The 15,236-nt window shown below is 37.7% G+C and carries 15 protein-coding genes; all 15 read left to right on the forward strand.

Annotated features, from left to right (window positions below; all coding sequences use genetic code 11):
- The first annotated feature begins 37 nt into the window (after window positions 1–37).
- The 15 genes from OWO01_RS10570 to OWO01_RS10640 all read left to right on the forward strand — a co-directional run bounded on the left by OWO01_RS10570 (window position 38) and on the right by OWO01_RS10640 (window position 14,897).
- The gene (locus OWO01_RS10570) at window positions 38–2,224 is read left to right on the forward strand and encodes a S8 family serine peptidase (RefSeq protein ID WP_272506097.1); all 2,187 of its coding nucleotides are present in this window, start codon (window positions 38–40) and stop codon (window positions 2,222–2,224) included.
- A 397-nt stretch (window positions 2,225–2,621) separates the two neighbouring features.
- The gene (locus OWO01_RS10575; protein WP_268780427.1) at window positions 2,622–2,855 is read left to right on the forward strand and encodes a DUF1146 family protein; all 234 of its coding nucleotides are present in this window, start codon (window positions 2,622–2,624) and stop codon (window positions 2,853–2,855) included.
- A 99-nt stretch (window positions 2,856–2,954) separates the two neighbouring features.
- Window positions 2,955–3,662, forward strand: coding sequence for a YwmB family TATA-box binding protein (locus OWO01_RS10580; protein ID WP_268780428.1), 708 nt, complete (start codon window positions 2,955–2,957; stop codon window positions 3,660–3,662).
- 35 nt (window positions 3,663–3,697) lie between these two features.
- Entirely contained in the window at window positions 3,698–5,008 is a 1,311-nt protein-coding gene (gene murA, locus OWO01_RS10585) for a UDP-N-acetylglucosamine 1-carboxyvinyltransferase (RefSeq protein ID WP_268780429.1), read from the forward strand.
- A gap of 471 nt (window positions 5,009–5,479) precedes the next feature.
- On the forward strand, window positions 5,480–6,526 hold the full coding sequence (spoIID, locus tag OWO01_RS10590; protein ID WP_268780430.1) for a stage II sporulation protein D: 1,047 nt from the start codon (window positions 5,480–5,482) through the stop codon (window positions 6,524–6,526).
- 75 nt (window positions 6,527–6,601) lie between these two features.
- Window positions 6,602–7,429, forward strand: a complete 828-nt coding sequence (locus tag OWO01_RS10595; RefSeq protein ID WP_268780431.1) for a stage II sporulation protein SpoIIQ — start codon at window positions 6,602–6,604, stop codon at window positions 7,427–7,429.
- Window positions 7,430–8,067: 638 nt separating this feature from the next.
- Entirely contained in the window at window positions 8,068–9,084 is a 1,017-nt protein-coding gene (locus OWO01_RS10600; protein ID WP_268780432.1) for an AimR family lysis-lysogeny pheromone receptor, read from the forward strand.
- Window positions 9,085–9,124: 40 nt separating this feature from the next.
- On the forward strand, window positions 9,125–9,559 hold the full coding sequence (locus OWO01_RS10605) for a hypothetical protein (RefSeq protein WP_268780433.1): 435 nt from the start codon (window positions 9,125–9,127) through the stop codon (window positions 9,557–9,559).
- A gap of 317 nt (window positions 9,560–9,876) precedes the next feature.
- Window positions 9,877–10,152 (forward strand): sporulation transcriptional regulator SpoIIID, encoded by a 276-nt coding sequence (gene spoIIID, locus OWO01_RS10610; RefSeq protein WP_268780434.1) that lies wholly within the window; start codon window positions 9,877–9,879, stop codon window positions 10,150–10,152.
- Window positions 10,153–10,416: 264 nt separating this feature from the next.
- Window positions 10,417–11,418, forward strand: coding sequence for a rod shape-determining protein (mreB, locus tag OWO01_RS10615; RefSeq protein WP_268780435.1), 1,002 nt, complete (start codon window positions 10,417–10,419; stop codon window positions 11,416–11,418).
- 207 nt (window positions 11,419–11,625) lie between these two features.
- Window positions 11,626–12,450 (forward strand): flagellar hook-basal body protein, encoded by an 825-nt coding sequence (locus tag OWO01_RS10620; RefSeq protein WP_268780436.1) that lies wholly within the window; start codon window positions 11,626–11,628, stop codon window positions 12,448–12,450.
- Between the two features lie 78 nt (window positions 12,451–12,528).
- On the forward strand, window positions 12,529–13,359 hold the full coding sequence (locus OWO01_RS10625) for a flagellar hook-basal body protein (RefSeq protein WP_268780437.1): 831 nt from the start codon (window positions 12,529–12,531) through the stop codon (window positions 13,357–13,359).
- Window positions 13,360–13,414: 55 nt separating this feature from the next.
- The gene (locus OWO01_RS10630) at window positions 13,415–13,720 is read left to right on the forward strand and encodes a DNA-directed RNA polymerase subunit beta (RefSeq protein ID WP_268780438.1); all 306 of its coding nucleotides are present in this window, start codon (window positions 13,415–13,417) and stop codon (window positions 13,718–13,720) included.
- A gap of 90 nt (window positions 13,721–13,810) precedes the next feature.
- Complete coding sequence (fabZ, locus tag OWO01_RS10635) at window positions 13,811–14,233, forward strand: 3-hydroxyacyl-ACP dehydratase FabZ (protein WP_268780439.1); 423 nt, start codon at window positions 13,811–13,813, stop codon at window positions 14,231–14,233.
- Window positions 14,234–14,630: 397 nt separating this feature from the next.
- Window positions 14,631–14,897: a hypothetical protein gene (locus OWO01_RS10640; protein WP_268780440.1), complete on the forward strand. Its 267-nt coding sequence runs from the start codon at window positions 14,631–14,633 to the stop codon at window positions 14,895–14,897.
- Window positions 14,898–15,236 lie beyond the last annotated feature (339 nt).

Below are 15,236 nucleotides of genomic sequence, written 5' to 3' on the forward strand. Positions count from 1 at the left end.
AAGAAGTCTGTGTAGCGGAAAAAAGGAGTGCTGTTAAATGAAATGTATACAACTGCTAATAATAATATTGCTAATTTCATCATCAATTTTTATCGCTATCCCTCCCTCTTCGGCAGCACTTCAAATGAAAACAATCATTATCGAATTGGATGATTCTCCAGAAAAAAATAAACAATGGATTGAAACATACTACCCAACCTTAGAAGTGCTCGAAGTGTTTGATACATTATTTAACGGAATTGCGATAAAAGGAAGACAAAGCCAGCTCAAACGCCTTGTTCAACAGGATTTTGTGAAAAAAACGTACCCAATCCAAACATACCAACTGCCCGCAGAATTTTCAACGAATCATTCAGAACTTAATCGAGAAGAACTGAACCCAGCTACACTTCCAACACGAGACGATCAACTTGCTGATTACACAGGAAAAGGGATAAAAATCGGTGTCATTGATACCGGAATTGACTATCGACATCCTGATTTAGAAACGAATTTTCGAGGTGGCTATGATTTAGTGGATTTGGATGATGATCCAATGGAAACCCAATCATATCAGGGGTTACCAACCATTCATGGTACGCATGTCGCAGGTATCATAGCTGCGAATGGAGAAATAACCGGAATTGCTCCAGAAGCAGAATTGTATGGGTATCGTGCTCTCGGACCGGGAGGATCAGGTACAACCATTCAAGTTATAGCTGCGCTTGAAAAAGCCGTGAAAGATGGCATGGATATTATTAATATGTCATTAGGAAATGCAATTAATGGTCCAGATTGGCCGACAAGTATTGCCGTCAATCATGCCGTGGAAAAAGGTGTAGTAGTAGTGATCGCAAATGGCAATGCTGGTCCAGAAAATTGGACAGTCGGGTCACCAGCAACAGCGACTAAAGCTATTGCTGTTGGTGCTTCTACCAGTTTATTTACACTTCCAATACTTGAAGACCTAACGCACAACAAAGAAATTCCTTTAACCCCAGCAGTCGGTGCAAAAGAATGGGATCTAAAACAGAACTATCCCCTTGTATATGGTGGACTTGGCGATCAACCGATCACTAATGCTCGAGGGAAAATTGTTCTCTTTCAACGTGGAGAGATTTCATTTACGGATAAAGTAAAACAAGCAGAAGCAGCTGGAGCTAGGGCTGTACTCATTTACAACAATTCTGCAGAGGAATTTCAAGCAGGGTTAGAAGAGGAAACTTCATTACCAGTAGCGACGATCGCTCAAGCGGATGGAACTTGGTTGTTAGAACAACTAAACAGAGGAACCTATTGGGTAAATAGTGAATGGAGAACAATGGACAATCAAATTGCCACATTTAGTTCAAGAGGGCCTGTAACTGTCAATTGGGAAATAAAACCGGAGATTGTAGCGCCAGGAGTAGATATTATAAGCACCGTACCCGAAGGTTATCAATCATTACAAGGAACGAGCATGTCTGCTCCGTATGTTGCCGGTGCGCTAGCTTTGTTAAAAGAAGCACAACCTACCTGGACACCAGAACAATTAAAAGGTGCTTTATTAACACAAGCCTTACCTATTGAAAATCATACACCAATCGAACAGGGGATGGGGGAAATTCGAATCTTAGATGCGATTGATACTTCTTTTATTATCAAAAATCCACTCTTATCCTTTGGCAGAATAGAAGAGCGAAAAGTACAACAACAAGTAGAGATAGAATTTGAAAACACTTCTGAACAAGCGCAACATTTTTCTTTTTCTATACCAAAACAAACGAAAGGAATACGTTGGCATTTACCACTTTCATTTACGCTAGAACCAGGAGAGCAAACGACCCGAGAAGTAGCGTTGGAAATTACGAGTGATTGGCTAGATGAAGGAATTCATCAAGGATATTTGGAATTACGTTCAGATCAAGAGAGTTATCAACTACCATACTTGTTTGTTAATAAAACGGCTGATTATGATAAGGTCATGGGCTTTGAACTGGAGCTGAAATCATTGACGGCCAACATGTATTTGTATAACATCTATCTACCAGATCCAGTCGATGAACTTATCATCGACTTGTATGATCCAACTACATTTGCTCATGTTCAAACGATTGTGGAAAGAGAGGCGCTAGACGTTGGCATCCTAGAAGGAGAAATCCCGGTGGAAAAAATTGATCCACAGCAATCCTATATTGTTAACATTACCATTAACAGTGGTGACCAAGAGACAAATTATCAACAATTCCTTTCTGGAACACCTTGAGAATCTTAGAAGTAGGAGCCCCCGTGAACAGTTGCTTGGAAATGTAATTTCGAGAAAGATGCACACACCGTAATTGGTGAATGTATCTTTCTTTTGTTATTTTATCCCGGAGCAACCGTCCGTAAGACTCCCACTAAAAAACATCGAGAAAAATCAGTTGTTAAAGTAGGAGTAAAAATGCTAGCTCGATTTTATTCAACAAGTATGAAGACCATTATTCTTGTCGAGACTTTTTCTTGAGAAACTAGTAAGCCTCAAGTAAACTAGTGAATGTATCAAAAATAAACATACAGGATATTTTTACTAGATAATAAAATAATAATATGTTTACTGTCGATATTTCCTGGGAAATATCGAAGTATTGGTATTGTTGTTGATTAAGTTGGAGGAATGGAAAATGATGCAAGAGTTAGGTAGACAGGCACTGGTAAGTATTTTCTCGCATATAATTTTTATAATTATTACTTGGCAAGTATTGCAAGCAGTGCGATATGATCATATCTTTAAGAAAACAAGAACGTTTGAGGCGAAAATTGTTATTATTTTATTAACTATTGTGATCGGTTCTACGGTTAGTAATTTTTTTCTAGATTTAATTAACTGGACGCAACAAGCATTATATTTATTTTAAACTAAGCATTGTCGGTATTTGTTGAGAAGTTCTGCGTATGTCGATTTCCTTTCCTGACGATACTTTTAGCAAAAGTATTTAGAAGGAGTGAAAGGAAACGTGAAAATTATTAGTCTACTAGTCGTTATTATCTATTTATTTCTCCCTCTCTCTGACAGTTCTTCAGTGGAAACACAAGCTGTTATTTTACGAGAATTAATTGATTTTGCTGAGGATGATCAACTAGAATTAAAGAGTTGGCATATTTTAATCAAAGAAACTTTTGAGGAAAAGGCCCTAGAAGAAATAGAAGCTAACTTAAAGTCTGTTGGGTTTGTTGAAGCCGAACATAGCAAAGGGAAGGGGAATGCCGTCATTAAGCGTTGGAAGCGACAACAAGATTATAACGTCGTTGAAACGGCTTCCATCATTCAAGGAGATGGAACTAGCAGTATTGATGTTAGTTACCAGATCGACTCCAAGAATCAAGTCTACTTTGATGAGCATGAATTAGCATCACAATTAAATGAATCAATAGGTAATATTTTCACAAAAGCTAGTCATAATTATGCTTGTATTCGACTCGTTGCAGGTGGTAATATAGACAGTGTGCATTTTTTTGACAGAATAATAGAGAATCTATCGATAGAGCAGATCAATAGATTAGAAGAACAAGGCTTTACGGTTATCTCAGGTTATACAGATCAATGGAGCACTGCAATTCCAGTTGGAGACAGCTCGATGAACATACAATTAGCTAGTCGGGAAGGATTAGGCGGAAAAACAACCTTTACATTAGGAACACCTATCCTAACGACTGAATATTAATAATATAGAAAATGGATTTTAGAGGAGAATGAACCTTGGAAAAAATCATCGTTCGGGGGGGCAGGCAATTAAACGGTACCGTTAAGGTTGAAGGTGCTAAAAATGCTGTATTGCCTGTTATCGCCGCAAGTGTAATGGCAAGTAAAGGGAAAAGTAAAATTCATAATGTCCCAGCTTTAGCGGATGTTGTGACCATGAAAGATGTTTTGAGTCATATGAATGCGACGATTCACTTACATCATAATACATTGATTGTTGACGCAGAAAAACCATTAACTACGGAAGCACCATTTGAATATGTTAGCAAAATGCGAGCGTCTGTACTTGTTTTGGGGCCAATGCTGGCGCGTTATGGCCATGCAAAAGTAGCAATGCCAGGAGGATGTGCCATTGGTTCACGACCAATCGATCTGCATTTAAAAGGTTTTGAAGCGATGGGTGCGGAAGTTCATGTTGGCAATGGTTTTGTAGAAGTATTTGCAGACCAACCTTTACAAGGAGCAAAGGTTTATTTAGATATGCCAAGTGTTGGGGCAACCGAGAATATTATGATGGCAGCGGCTTTAGCTCATGGAGAAACCGTGATAGAAAATGCAGCAAAGGAACCTGAAATAGTTGATTTAGCGAATTTCTTAAATAAAATGGGCGCAAATGTAATTGGTGCCGGTACAGAAATTATTAAAATTATTGGTGTGGAATCATTACACGGTGTTAGTCATTCTATTATTCCTGATCGTATTGAAGCCGGCACATATATGATTGCAGCCGCAATTACAGGCGGTAATGTGCTCGTTGAAGGAGCTAAATCCGAACATTTACGTTCGCTAATTTCAAAAATGGAGGAAATGGGTGTTCAATTTTTTGAAGAAAAAAATGGATTAAGAGTTATTGGACCTAAAGAATTGCTGCCAACAGATCTTAAAACATTACCGCACCCTGGTTTTCCAACAGATATGCAATCACAAATGATGGCATTGATGCTCCATGCAAACGGCACTAGTGTGATTACAGAAACTGTTTTTGAAAATCGTTTTATGCATGTGGAAGAATTTCGTCGTATGAACGCAAAAGTGAAAATCGAAGGACGTAGTGTTATCGTTGAAGGCCCTGTAGCATTAGAAGGTGCTGAAGTGGCTGCGACCGACCTTCGTGCTGGTGCTGCTTTAATTTTGGCAGGATTAACTGCAGAAGGTTATACGAGAGTATGCGAGCTAAAACATATTGATCGTGGATATGTTGACATTACTGGAAAACTTGCTAGCTTAGGTGCAGATATTGAACGTACGAAAGGTACGCAAGAAGAAATGATGGTTGCAGAACAAATGGAAAAAATCTCTTCCTTATAATTCAAACGAAAAAATCACAGGAAATTATCGCTAGATTATAATGAATTTCTTTGATATACAAAAAGCTGCAGAAAGTACTCTGTGGCTTTTTGTGATGTAAAAAATTTTGTGAAACAAATAGCGTGTATACGTACATATTCTTTAGCCTACGCAAGACTTGTACCGCAACGATACTTACCTACTATTCCTTTTCATAGCACTTTGGTGGGAATCAGTGAATGAAAGTATAGCCCCTTTTTCTGATTATGGAGCGTATTCGGAGTATATTACAATATGCTACATATGATAACTGTAAAAAACGTTGAAACATCTCATGGATTATGACTTCTTTTCTGTTCTATTAAATAAACGACAATCATAAGATGATTTAGTAGAGTGAATTTCACTAGTTTATGGTGTATACATCGATATCGATGCAATACCATTACAATCAGTGAAGGTTCCCTTTTTGAATAGAAAGGAGCTTATATGATGCATCCAACAAAAAAATACAATACCAATCGAAATCATTGGAAGATGTCGAGCATAACGGTAATTTCGGTACTCCTTTTTACGATACTGGTAATACCGGCACTAGTAGTTCTTCCAAACACATTTCAACAAACAGATCAACCCAATCCAAAAGAGGCTTTCCCCATCTATGAACAAGATTATTTGACCAATGAAGATGATCTTGCTGTTCAAGTGTTACGAACTGAATTAGACCGAGTAGAATCAGTTCCAATAGAGCAATATGTAGTCGGTGTGGTTGCTGCAGAGATGCCTGCTGACTTTGAATTAGAAGCACTAAAAGCCCAAGCCTTAGCGGCACGAACGTATGTAGTACAGTATTTGTCTGTTGCAGAAACAAAGGGTGAAGAAGCAACGATAAAAGATACCGTTCAGCATCAGGTGTATCGAAATAACGAAGAATTGCAACAACTTTGGGGCAATGAATATCATCAAAAAATAAAAAAAGTGACACAAGCAGTTTTAGAAACAAGAGGTGAAATTTTAACTTATCAGAATCAACCAATTACGCCTGCCTTTTTTTCCACAAGTAATGGCTACACAGAAAATTCAGAAGACTATTGGGAAAATGAATTACCATATCTTAAAAGCGTTTCTAGTCCTTGGGATCAAGCGTCTCCACGATTTCTTGATCAAAAAATTATCCCGATTGATCAAGTGGAAGAAGCATTAGATATTAATTGGAATCATGCCAATAACAACATATCAACAACGAGAACAGAGTCTAATCGAATTAAAACCATTGAATTAGCTGGAAAAACCTTTACAGGTCGACAAATACGAGAAGCTCTAGAGTTACGGTCGACAGATTTTACATTAGAACAAAAAGATAATCACCTTATTTTCACTACTAAAGGTTATGGCCATGGTGTTGGAATGAGTCAATATGGAGCAAACGGTATGGCACAAGAAGGTAATGATTATCGAGAAATTGTTTATCATTATTATCAAGGTGTTGAAATAGATACCATCGCTGATGCAACGCCAAAACTACTTGTTCAGAACTAAAACGAACGAAAAATAAAAAAATACGGGTGTGATGTATATAATTTCCTCTTTCAGATCAGAATGGTTGCTGAGGTGATGAAAATGAAAGAGGAACACAATAACGTTTCAAAAAATAAGTGGAAACGAATTATTGAGAAGAAAGGTTTTTTCCCAGCAGTGTACTTAACTGTAGCGGCTATACTGCTAACAGGAGTTCTGTGGTATCAAAATTTAGATAATCGAATTCCTGAAACACAAACGGAACAGTCAGATGATCTAGGCAATGATGCAGTTCGAGGTGAATATCCATTTGATTTCAATCAAGACTCAGATCCAGTTGTCAGTCAAGCAGAGACAGTCAGACTCCCTGTAGCAGAAGGAAGCCAATCCCAAATTGTTACGAAATTCTATGATTTTGAGAAAGATTCAGAAGATCAAGAAAAAGCACTCGTTCTATACAACAATAAATACTATCAAAGTCAAGGTATAGACATTGCAGCATCTTCTGAAGATCCGATGTCCGTTGTTGCGGCATTAAGTGGTCGTGTCGTAGAACTGAGAGAAGACCCGCTGTTAGGATTTGTTATTCAAATGGAACATGATCATGGGGTTTCGACGTACTATGCGAGCTTAACGGATGTTCAAGTAGAAGAAGGTCAAGAAGTAGCTCAAGGAGAGGTATTGGCTACTGCAGGACAAAATGTTTATGGTCAAGCAAGTGGAACGCATGTTCATTTTGAAATTCGTAAAGAAGGAACGCCTGTAAATCCAGAAGTATACTTTGATCAACCAATTACAGAAGTGCGATTGCCAGATGCTGAAGATGAAGATGAAGATCATAATAATGATTCGGATGAGAATGAAGCAAGTGCGCAAAACGAAACCGAAGAACTTCAATCCACAAGAGCAACAACAAACACTTAAACAAAAGACCTAGGATCTAATACAGATCCTAGGTCTTTTACTACATAGGAGAGAATAAAATTTTCAAAGGATCAAGGTTTTACAGTCATCCTTCAGGGTTGACAATCAGTGGGGAGTACTTTACTAAATTCAATTCTATATAAACGGTAGGGAATAATAGTCGTTCCTAGTAAGTGTTCACTGTCAAACATCTCATTATTCATATAGTCTTGCTTTCTTCATTGTATTTAAAAGGATCGGGTGTTTTCCCAGTTTATTTTATCAATAAAAGAAAATCCTACTTTCTTAAACTATTTATCCCGGAGCAACCGTCTGTAAGCCTCCCACTTCCAAACAACAAGAATATCCAGTTGTTTACTTTAAGAGTAACGGAAGCTAACACCCACAACATGTAAACCCTTCAAGTAAAATCCAGTCTGACAATGAGAAAATTACCAAAAAAATCGACAGAGGTTGAAAAAACAACAGAAAATTGTAAGATTAACTAGGAAAATTTATTGCAGTTTTCCTAGTTTTAATTCAAAAGAGCACTAAAAATGAAGAAATTTGTCGAACGATAATTGTTTTTAGGTGTTTGCAATTTAATGGAAATGTGTAATAATAAAGCTGTACCTATCTTAATGCAAAGGGGGGAGCCGATGAAAGTTAATTCTTTTCGAAAAGGTGAAGAAGGTTATGGAAAACAATTAAAATTACATCAATATGTTAATTCACTAGGTAAACTTTACGATGAAGAAACGCTTATTAATAAAATGTGTGAATTTTGTTTGCAAACAACGGATCAAGATGATATGCGGGTTGGATTAGAATATTTGTATATGAATGGTTGTTACGATGCTTTATCACAATTAATTGAAAGAAATAAACAGCATACAAATAAAGAGAATAATGCTTGGGCACATTTGTATGAATTAACATTGGCAAAACAAAAACGCACGATTCCCCATCATAAAATATTAGAACAAGTTATGGAAATAAAAACGTATGACCCAGGATTACGATGTATAATAGAATATTTAATGCTTTCTATTCATTTTGATCTATTTGAGTATGAAAGATTGGCGTATGCATTAGATAGTATTCAATTATTATTGCAAAGAATAGATAACCCATTGCTTGTATCGTTATTAAAAGCTAGATTGGATGCTGCATTGTTCATCTATTATTGGAAACGAAATGAAATGATCTTGGCACGTAAATACGGATTTCGTATCATTAACGAAACAACAAATAATACGCTTAAAGCAAACTTGAATATAAACCTAAGCTTAACCTATATCTTTGATGATTTTGAAAATAGCTATTATCATCTAGAACAAGCAAAACAAATAGCAGAAGAGAAGAAATTAACTCGTTTAATTTCGATTATCGAAAATCACAATATCCCTTTTATTTATGCTCATTTCAATCGACCAGATGGTATTTCAACGAATGTTATTAGTGAAGAAGCGCATCTGGAGATCGCAAAAGGGAATTTCCCGAAAGCACAACGTTTACTGAGTGAAATTACTGAAGTTACTCCTTTTATTAATTATTACTTAGGACGAGCTCATCAAGATCGCCGTTTGCTATTTCAGTCTTATAATGAATTTATTGAACAGCGTAGCGATCATTTTTTTGCTCGCCTGCCTTTACAAGCATTACAAAAGCTGTAACTTTAGTTTTTTTTAATAGTGTAAGGAGGAGGTGAAAAGAATGAAAAAAGGTTTACTGGCACTAGTCCTTGTTTTTCTTTTGATTTCTGCAATTCCTAGTCATCTAGAAGCAACTTCTTCCACTGATAAAACAATTGTCCTACAGCAACGCGATCCAGGCCATGGAGACATGTTTGGTTTATCCGACCCAGAACATGGAGACATGTTTGGTTTATCCGACCCAGAACATGGAGACATGTTTGGTTTGTCTGACCCAGAACATGGGGATATGTTTGGTTTATCCGACCCAGGTCATGGAGACATGTTTGGCTTATCTGACCCAGGCCATGGAGACATGTTTGGTTTGTCTGACCCAGAACATGGGGATATGTTTGGTTTATCCGATCCAGGCCACGGAGACATGTTTGGCTTATCCGATCCAGGTCATGGAGACATGTTTGGCACGTCAGCCCCAGATGACGATGATGCTTCTTAGAGATCTCCGAACATAATATTTTTTAAAAAGGTTGTTTACTTGTCTATGTGACGAGTGGACAGCCTTTTTCTCTTCTAACCAGTGTAATCGTTCGAATAATGCATGCTTCAACTTTTTCTGATTATCAGCCTTAAATAAGGACAATTAATCATATTCAAACGTTCTCACTAATAAACTGATACAAACCAAACAAGAAGGTCTAAGGGATCATAAGCATGTAAAAAACGTCCATTGTCTAAAGATAGCTTTATCAAAATATCAATACATCACCTTATTCCACTAACACCTTGGACAGACAACAAGAGGAGGCTAGTGATGTGCATGATTATATTAAAGAAAGAACGATTCGGATTGGCGAATATATTGTCGATACGAAAAAGACTGTACGTGTAATTGCAAAAGAGTTTGGTGTATCGAAGAGCACCGTCCATAAAGATTTAACAGAACGCTTACCAGAATTGAATCCTGATTTAGCAAATGAAGTAAAATTAGTTTTAGATCACCATAAGGCGATCAGGCATTTACGAGGAGGTGAAGCGACAAAGCTAAAGTATCAACAAACCAATTCTGCGATAGAGGCTGTAGAACAATGATTAACCTGATTGATCCTCCTAATCATACATGGAATAAATTCCGCAATTATCCTATGATGAAGAATCGTTTTTTTAAAAAAGATAACAACTTCCCTGTATAAAAACAAAGCCATATATTGATCCTAAATATATTGATCACAATTTCCCACTATAAGCATAAAGAATTACAAAATAAACTAACGAATCTTGTCTCTTTGTGGTATCATATATTATTAGAAGTGTTGTGCTTATTACGGAAGTTATTTAGTAGGGAGGATCGTAAACATGTTTTCTAGAGATATTGGAATAGACCTTGGAACGGCTAATGTATTAATTCATGTAAAAGGAAAAGGTGTCGTCCTAAATGAGCCATCTGTTGTTGCGATGGATCGCACGACTGGTCGCGTGTTGGAAGTTGGAGAAGAAGCTCGAAGAATGGTTGGACGTACACCAGGTAATATTGAAGCAATTCGTCCCTTAAAAGATGGCGTTATCGCTGATTTTGATGTGACAGAAGCAATGTTAAAATATTTTATCAATAAAATTAATGTAAAAGGTCTCTTATCAAAGCCGCGTATGTTAATTTGTTGCCCAACGAACATTACAAAAGTAGAGCAAAAAGCAATCAAAGAAGCTGCTGAGAAATCAGGCGGAAAAAAAGTCTATCTAGAAGAAGAACCAAAAGTAGCAGCAATCGGAGCGGGTATGGATATTTTTCAACCAAGTGGTAATATGGTTGTCGATATCGGTGGTGGAACGACAGATGTTGCAGTCCTTTCTATGGGTGACATCGTTACGGCACAATCAATTAAAATGGCCGGTGACAAGTTTGACGCGGAGATTTTAAATTATGTGAAGCGTCGTTATAAACTATTGATTGGCGAACGTACTGCAGAAGATATTAAAGTGCATGTTGCGACTGTTTTTCCAGGTTCTCGTAATGAATCGATCGATATTCGAGGTCGTGACATGGTAAGTGGATTACCAAGAACCATCACGATTAGTTCTGGAGAGATTGAAGAAGCTTTACGTGAGTCCGTTGCAGTTATCACACAAGCTGCAAAGAATGTTTTAGAAAAAACTCCCCCTGAACTATCAGCCGATATTATTGATCGCGGCGTGATTTTAACAGGTGGTGGAGCGTTATTACATGGCATGGACCAATTGCTTTCTGAAGAATTGAAAGTACCTGTTTTCTTAGCAGAGGAACCAATGCATTGTGTCGCAAAAGGCACAGGAATTATGCTTGAAAATATAGATAAAATAGAAAGACGTAAAATCGTCTAACGGAAATAACCATGTTATGACAAAAATACTTATGTCGGGATGAGTAAAAAGCCCTTTTTTTCAGTAAAGCGTCTGATTTTCGTAGAAAAATGCGGATATCAGACGTTTTATGTGCTAAAATAGGGTTAACTTTTTATTTTGAACGTTTTTTAAATTTATTATTCAACGATCAGTAAAGGTGAACAGTAGAAGAGAGGAAGATCTGACGTGTTAAGAGGATACTATACTGCTGCAAGCGGGATGATGGCTCAACAGCGTAGACAAGATACTTTATCAAACAATATAGCAAATGCCCAAACACCTGGATATAAACAAGATCAGGCAACGATTCGAGCTTTCCCTGAGCTGTTGCTTCAACGAATGGATGGTACAACACTACCTACTACTCGTAATTTCCGTTTGCGTAATGGACAAAACATCGGTTCTATCAATACCGGTGCATATGTGCAAGAAACCATTCCTGATTTTGCCCAAGGTGGTTTACGCGAAACGGGTATGACAACAGATATGGCGCTCGTTAATGGTATGCTTCCAGACGCAGATGGTGGACTCTTTTTTGTTGTGCAAAATGCTGACGGAGAAGAAAGATATACACGAAATGGGAACTTTACTGTAGATGGACAAGGCTTTTTAACGACAAACCAAGGCTATTATGTACGTAATCAAGCAGGAGAGCCTATCTTCACAGATGGACAAGCATTTACAATGACCGACGACGGAGTTATTCAAGTGGGCGATCAACAAATTCCACTTGCTGTAAGCTATACAGCAAACACGAATGACTTAATTAAAGATGGTCAAGATCTTTTTGCGTTAACAGGCGAAGATGGTGAAATGGTTGATGCACGAGCGATGGATAATCTATCGTTTGCTGTCCAACAAAGACATTTAGAAAATTCAAATGTTGATACTGTTCAAACGATGACAGAAATGATGCAAGCTTATCGTTTATATGAAACCAACCAAAGAGTGCTTCAAGCATATGATCAAAGTATGGATCATGCGGTAAATCGAATTGCTAGATTAACATAAGTGATAAAAGTAGAATGTTACTTTTGTCTTAAGAACTTGATCAAAAAGTTTTTTTGAAAAGTAGTGGAGGAATATATAATGAGCCGAATGAATATACAAGCAGCTGTGACAATGGGGCAACTGCAACATAAATTAGATCAAATTGGTCACAACATAGCAAACGTAAATACAAACGGGTATAAAAATCGTTCTAGTAATTTCACTTCCTTGTTAACGCAAAACATCAATAACTTTTCGGATGTAGAAGCGAATGCTACTGGACGCGTTACGCCACATGGTATTCGATTGGGTTCTGGTGCTAAATTAGGGCATACCAATCTTGATTTATCACTTGGTTCGTTACAGCAGACTGGTCGAGGTTTGGATATCGCATTACTTGCAGATAATCATTTGTTACAGGTCGAGGTAACGGAAAATGGTGTAACGGAAACACGCTACACTCGTGACGGTGCGATGTACTTACACCCGATTGCAGATGGTCAAGTCATGGTAACGACAAGAGACGGATATCCAATCGTAGGGGAAAGTGGACCACTAGTGTTTGCTGACGGCATGGAGGATATAACAATCAGCGAAACGGGAGAAATCCTTGTTACAAGAAACGGTGTTGCAAATGTGGAAGGACAGCTCTCCATGGCTCAAGCAATCCGTCCGCAATTTTTAGAGTCAGTCGGTAATAATTTATTGCGTTTACCAGACTTAACGGAAGTTGACTATGTTGCAGCTGATATTGTAGGAGAAGTAGCCAACGGTGAGATTCAGGTTCAGAATCAAGCACTGGAACAATCCAATGTTGACTTGTCCATGCAGATGACGGAAATGCTGCAGGCACAGCGTTCTTACCAATTCAACGCTCGTACGATAACCATGCATGACCAAATGCGAGGATTGGTTAATCAAATCCGTTAATACTGTTTAAACTGCTGATGCTAACAAATGTCAGTGTAAAAGGGGTCACCAAATTATGGAACGAAAAGATGAAGAGATAAAACAAAGAAGACGCGAAGCTTCAAAAGAGGACGTAAGCAAAGAAACAGAAGATAAAAAAACGCGTAGACAAAAGCGAGAAGAAAAAAAGAAAAAGAAAAGACCAATTCGCCGAATCTTCCCAATTTGGTTACGTGTTTTAGTTGTTTTTTTACTGTCATTTTTAGCCGTAATTCTAGGTCTTATCGTTGGATATAGTATCATTGGTGGTGGCGAACCAATGGAAGTGCTGGAATTTGAATTTTGGCAACATCTCATAGACATTATAAGCGGAAGAGAATAAAACAAAGGGAAGCAGACCAAGCGAGATCGCAACAATATCTCTTTGATCTGCTTTCTCTATCTGACTATTTTTATTAGGAGCTGAACTGAAATGTTAGATATTCAAGAAATTCAAGCGACGATCCCACACCGTTACCCATTTTTATTGGTTGATGAAATCATTGAAATCGAAGAAGGTAAGCGTGTAGTTGGAAAAAAGAACGTGACGATTAATGAACCATTTTTTCAAGGGCATTTTCCAGATTATCCTGTGATGCCTGGCGTCTTAATTGTGGAGGCATTGGCTCAAACAGGTGCGGTTGTCATGCTGAAAAAAGAAGAAAATGTTGGGAAGATTGGTTTTCTCGCGGGTATTGATAAATGCCGGTTTAAACGCCAAGTGAAACCTGGTGACCAACTACGATTAGAAGTAGAAATTACTCGTTTAAAAGGACCAGTTGGAAAAGGAAAAGCAGTTGCTACCGTTGACGGAGAATTAGCTTGTGAAGCGGAAATTATGTTTGCAATTAAATAATTGAAAGAAATCTCCCTCGTTTACTCTGTGGGAGATTTCTTTATTTTTTTAGGAATTTATGAGGTGTTTTATCTTTAAATAGATGCAAAGAATTTTCTCGTATAACAGTAGGTCTGATGGCTGCTTTCTAATAAGTAAAACAACAGATGACAGATGACCATTCATGTTCGTCTGTTGTTTTACTTATTGGAAAGTGTCACGCTATAGCATGACATGACAAGCGCGCTTGTCACCATCAGCCTCTTACAAAATAGCTTCTTATTTTTTAAAAAAGAACCGGGCGGTGTTTGTCCGGTATATCTTATTACGGAATGAAAAGTAATCCGATTCTTCATAAATTTTTTTCAACAGATTGGGAAAACTAACAGAGAATGATCTAATGAGAGGAGGAAGAAGGGTGAAAAGTTTCTTTGTGAAAAGTAGCATACTTATATTTGCAACAGCCATATTATTTGGTTGTGCTGAAGATTTGGACGAACCAGAACAACCGTTGGAAGATCCAATTGAAGAAGATATCATTGATGAACCAGAAGAAGGTACAGATGACATGTTTGAAGATGAAAAAAACATGGAAGAAGACCCCGGTGATATGGATGAAACGGATACGGATGAAGAGTTCGATCAAGAAGATGAAGAAAACATGGAAGAAGACGAAACGGAATAATAACAAGAAAAGCGACAATTCGATTTGTCGCTTTTTTAAAAATGAAAATTTTGTTGATTCGGACAACAATGACCCCAAGCGAGGCAAAGTAGTCCGAAAAAGCAGTTAATTCGGACAACAATGATCCCAAGCGAGGCAAAGTAGTCTGAAAAAGGGGTTAATTCGGACAACAATGATCCCAAGCGAGGCAAAGTAGTCTGAAAAAGGGGTTGATTCGGACAACAATGACTCCAAGCGAGGCAAAATAGTCCGAAAAAGCAGTTAATTCGGACAACAATGACCCCAAGCGAGGCAAAGTAGTCCGAAAAAGTGGTTGATTCGGACAACAATGATCCCAAG

Source organism: Natronobacillus azotifigens, from assembly GCF_026805325.1.
Lineage (GTDB): Bacteria > Bacillota > Bacilli > Bacillales > Amphibacillaceae > Natronobacillus > Natronobacillus azotifigens.

Excerpts from the sequence above, each read along its gene's own strand:
- OWO01_RS10570 (WP_272506097.1), top strand. The coding sequence starts at position 38 with ATGAAATGTATACAACTGCTAATAATAATATTGCTAATTTCATCATCA.
- OWO01_RS10575 (WP_268780427.1), top strand. The coding sequence starts at position 2,622 with ATGATGCAAGAGTTAGGTAGACAGGCACTGGTAAGTATTTTCTCGCAT.
- spoIID (WP_268780430.1), top strand. The coding sequence starts at position 5,480 with ATGCATCCAACAAAAAAATACAATACCAATCGAAATCATTGGAAGATG.
- OWO01_RS10595 (WP_268780431.1), top strand. The coding sequence starts at position 6,602 with ATGAAAATGAAAGAGGAACACAATAACGTTTCAAAAAATAAGTGGAAA.
- OWO01_RS10600 (WP_268780432.1), top strand. The coding sequence starts at position 8,068 with ATGAAAGTTAATTCTTTTCGAAAAGGTGAAGAAGGTTATGGAAAACAA.
- OWO01_RS10605 (WP_268780433.1), top strand. The coding sequence starts at position 9,125 with ATGAAAAAAGGTTTACTGGCACTAGTCCTTGTTTTTCTTTTGATTTCT.
- mreB (WP_268780435.1), top strand. The coding sequence starts at position 10,417 with ATGTTTTCTAGAGATATTGGAATAGACCTTGGAACGGCTAATGTATTA.
- OWO01_RS10625 (WP_268780437.1), top strand. The coding sequence starts at position 12,529 with ATGAGCCGAATGAATATACAAGCAGCTGTGACAATGGGGCAACTGCAA.
- OWO01_RS10630 (WP_268780438.1), top strand. The coding sequence starts at position 13,415 with ATGGAACGAAAAGATGAAGAGATAAAACAAAGAAGACGCGAAGCTTCA.
- fabZ (WP_268780439.1), top strand. The coding sequence starts at position 13,811 with ATGTTAGATATTCAAGAAATTCAAGCGACGATCCCACACCGTTACCCA.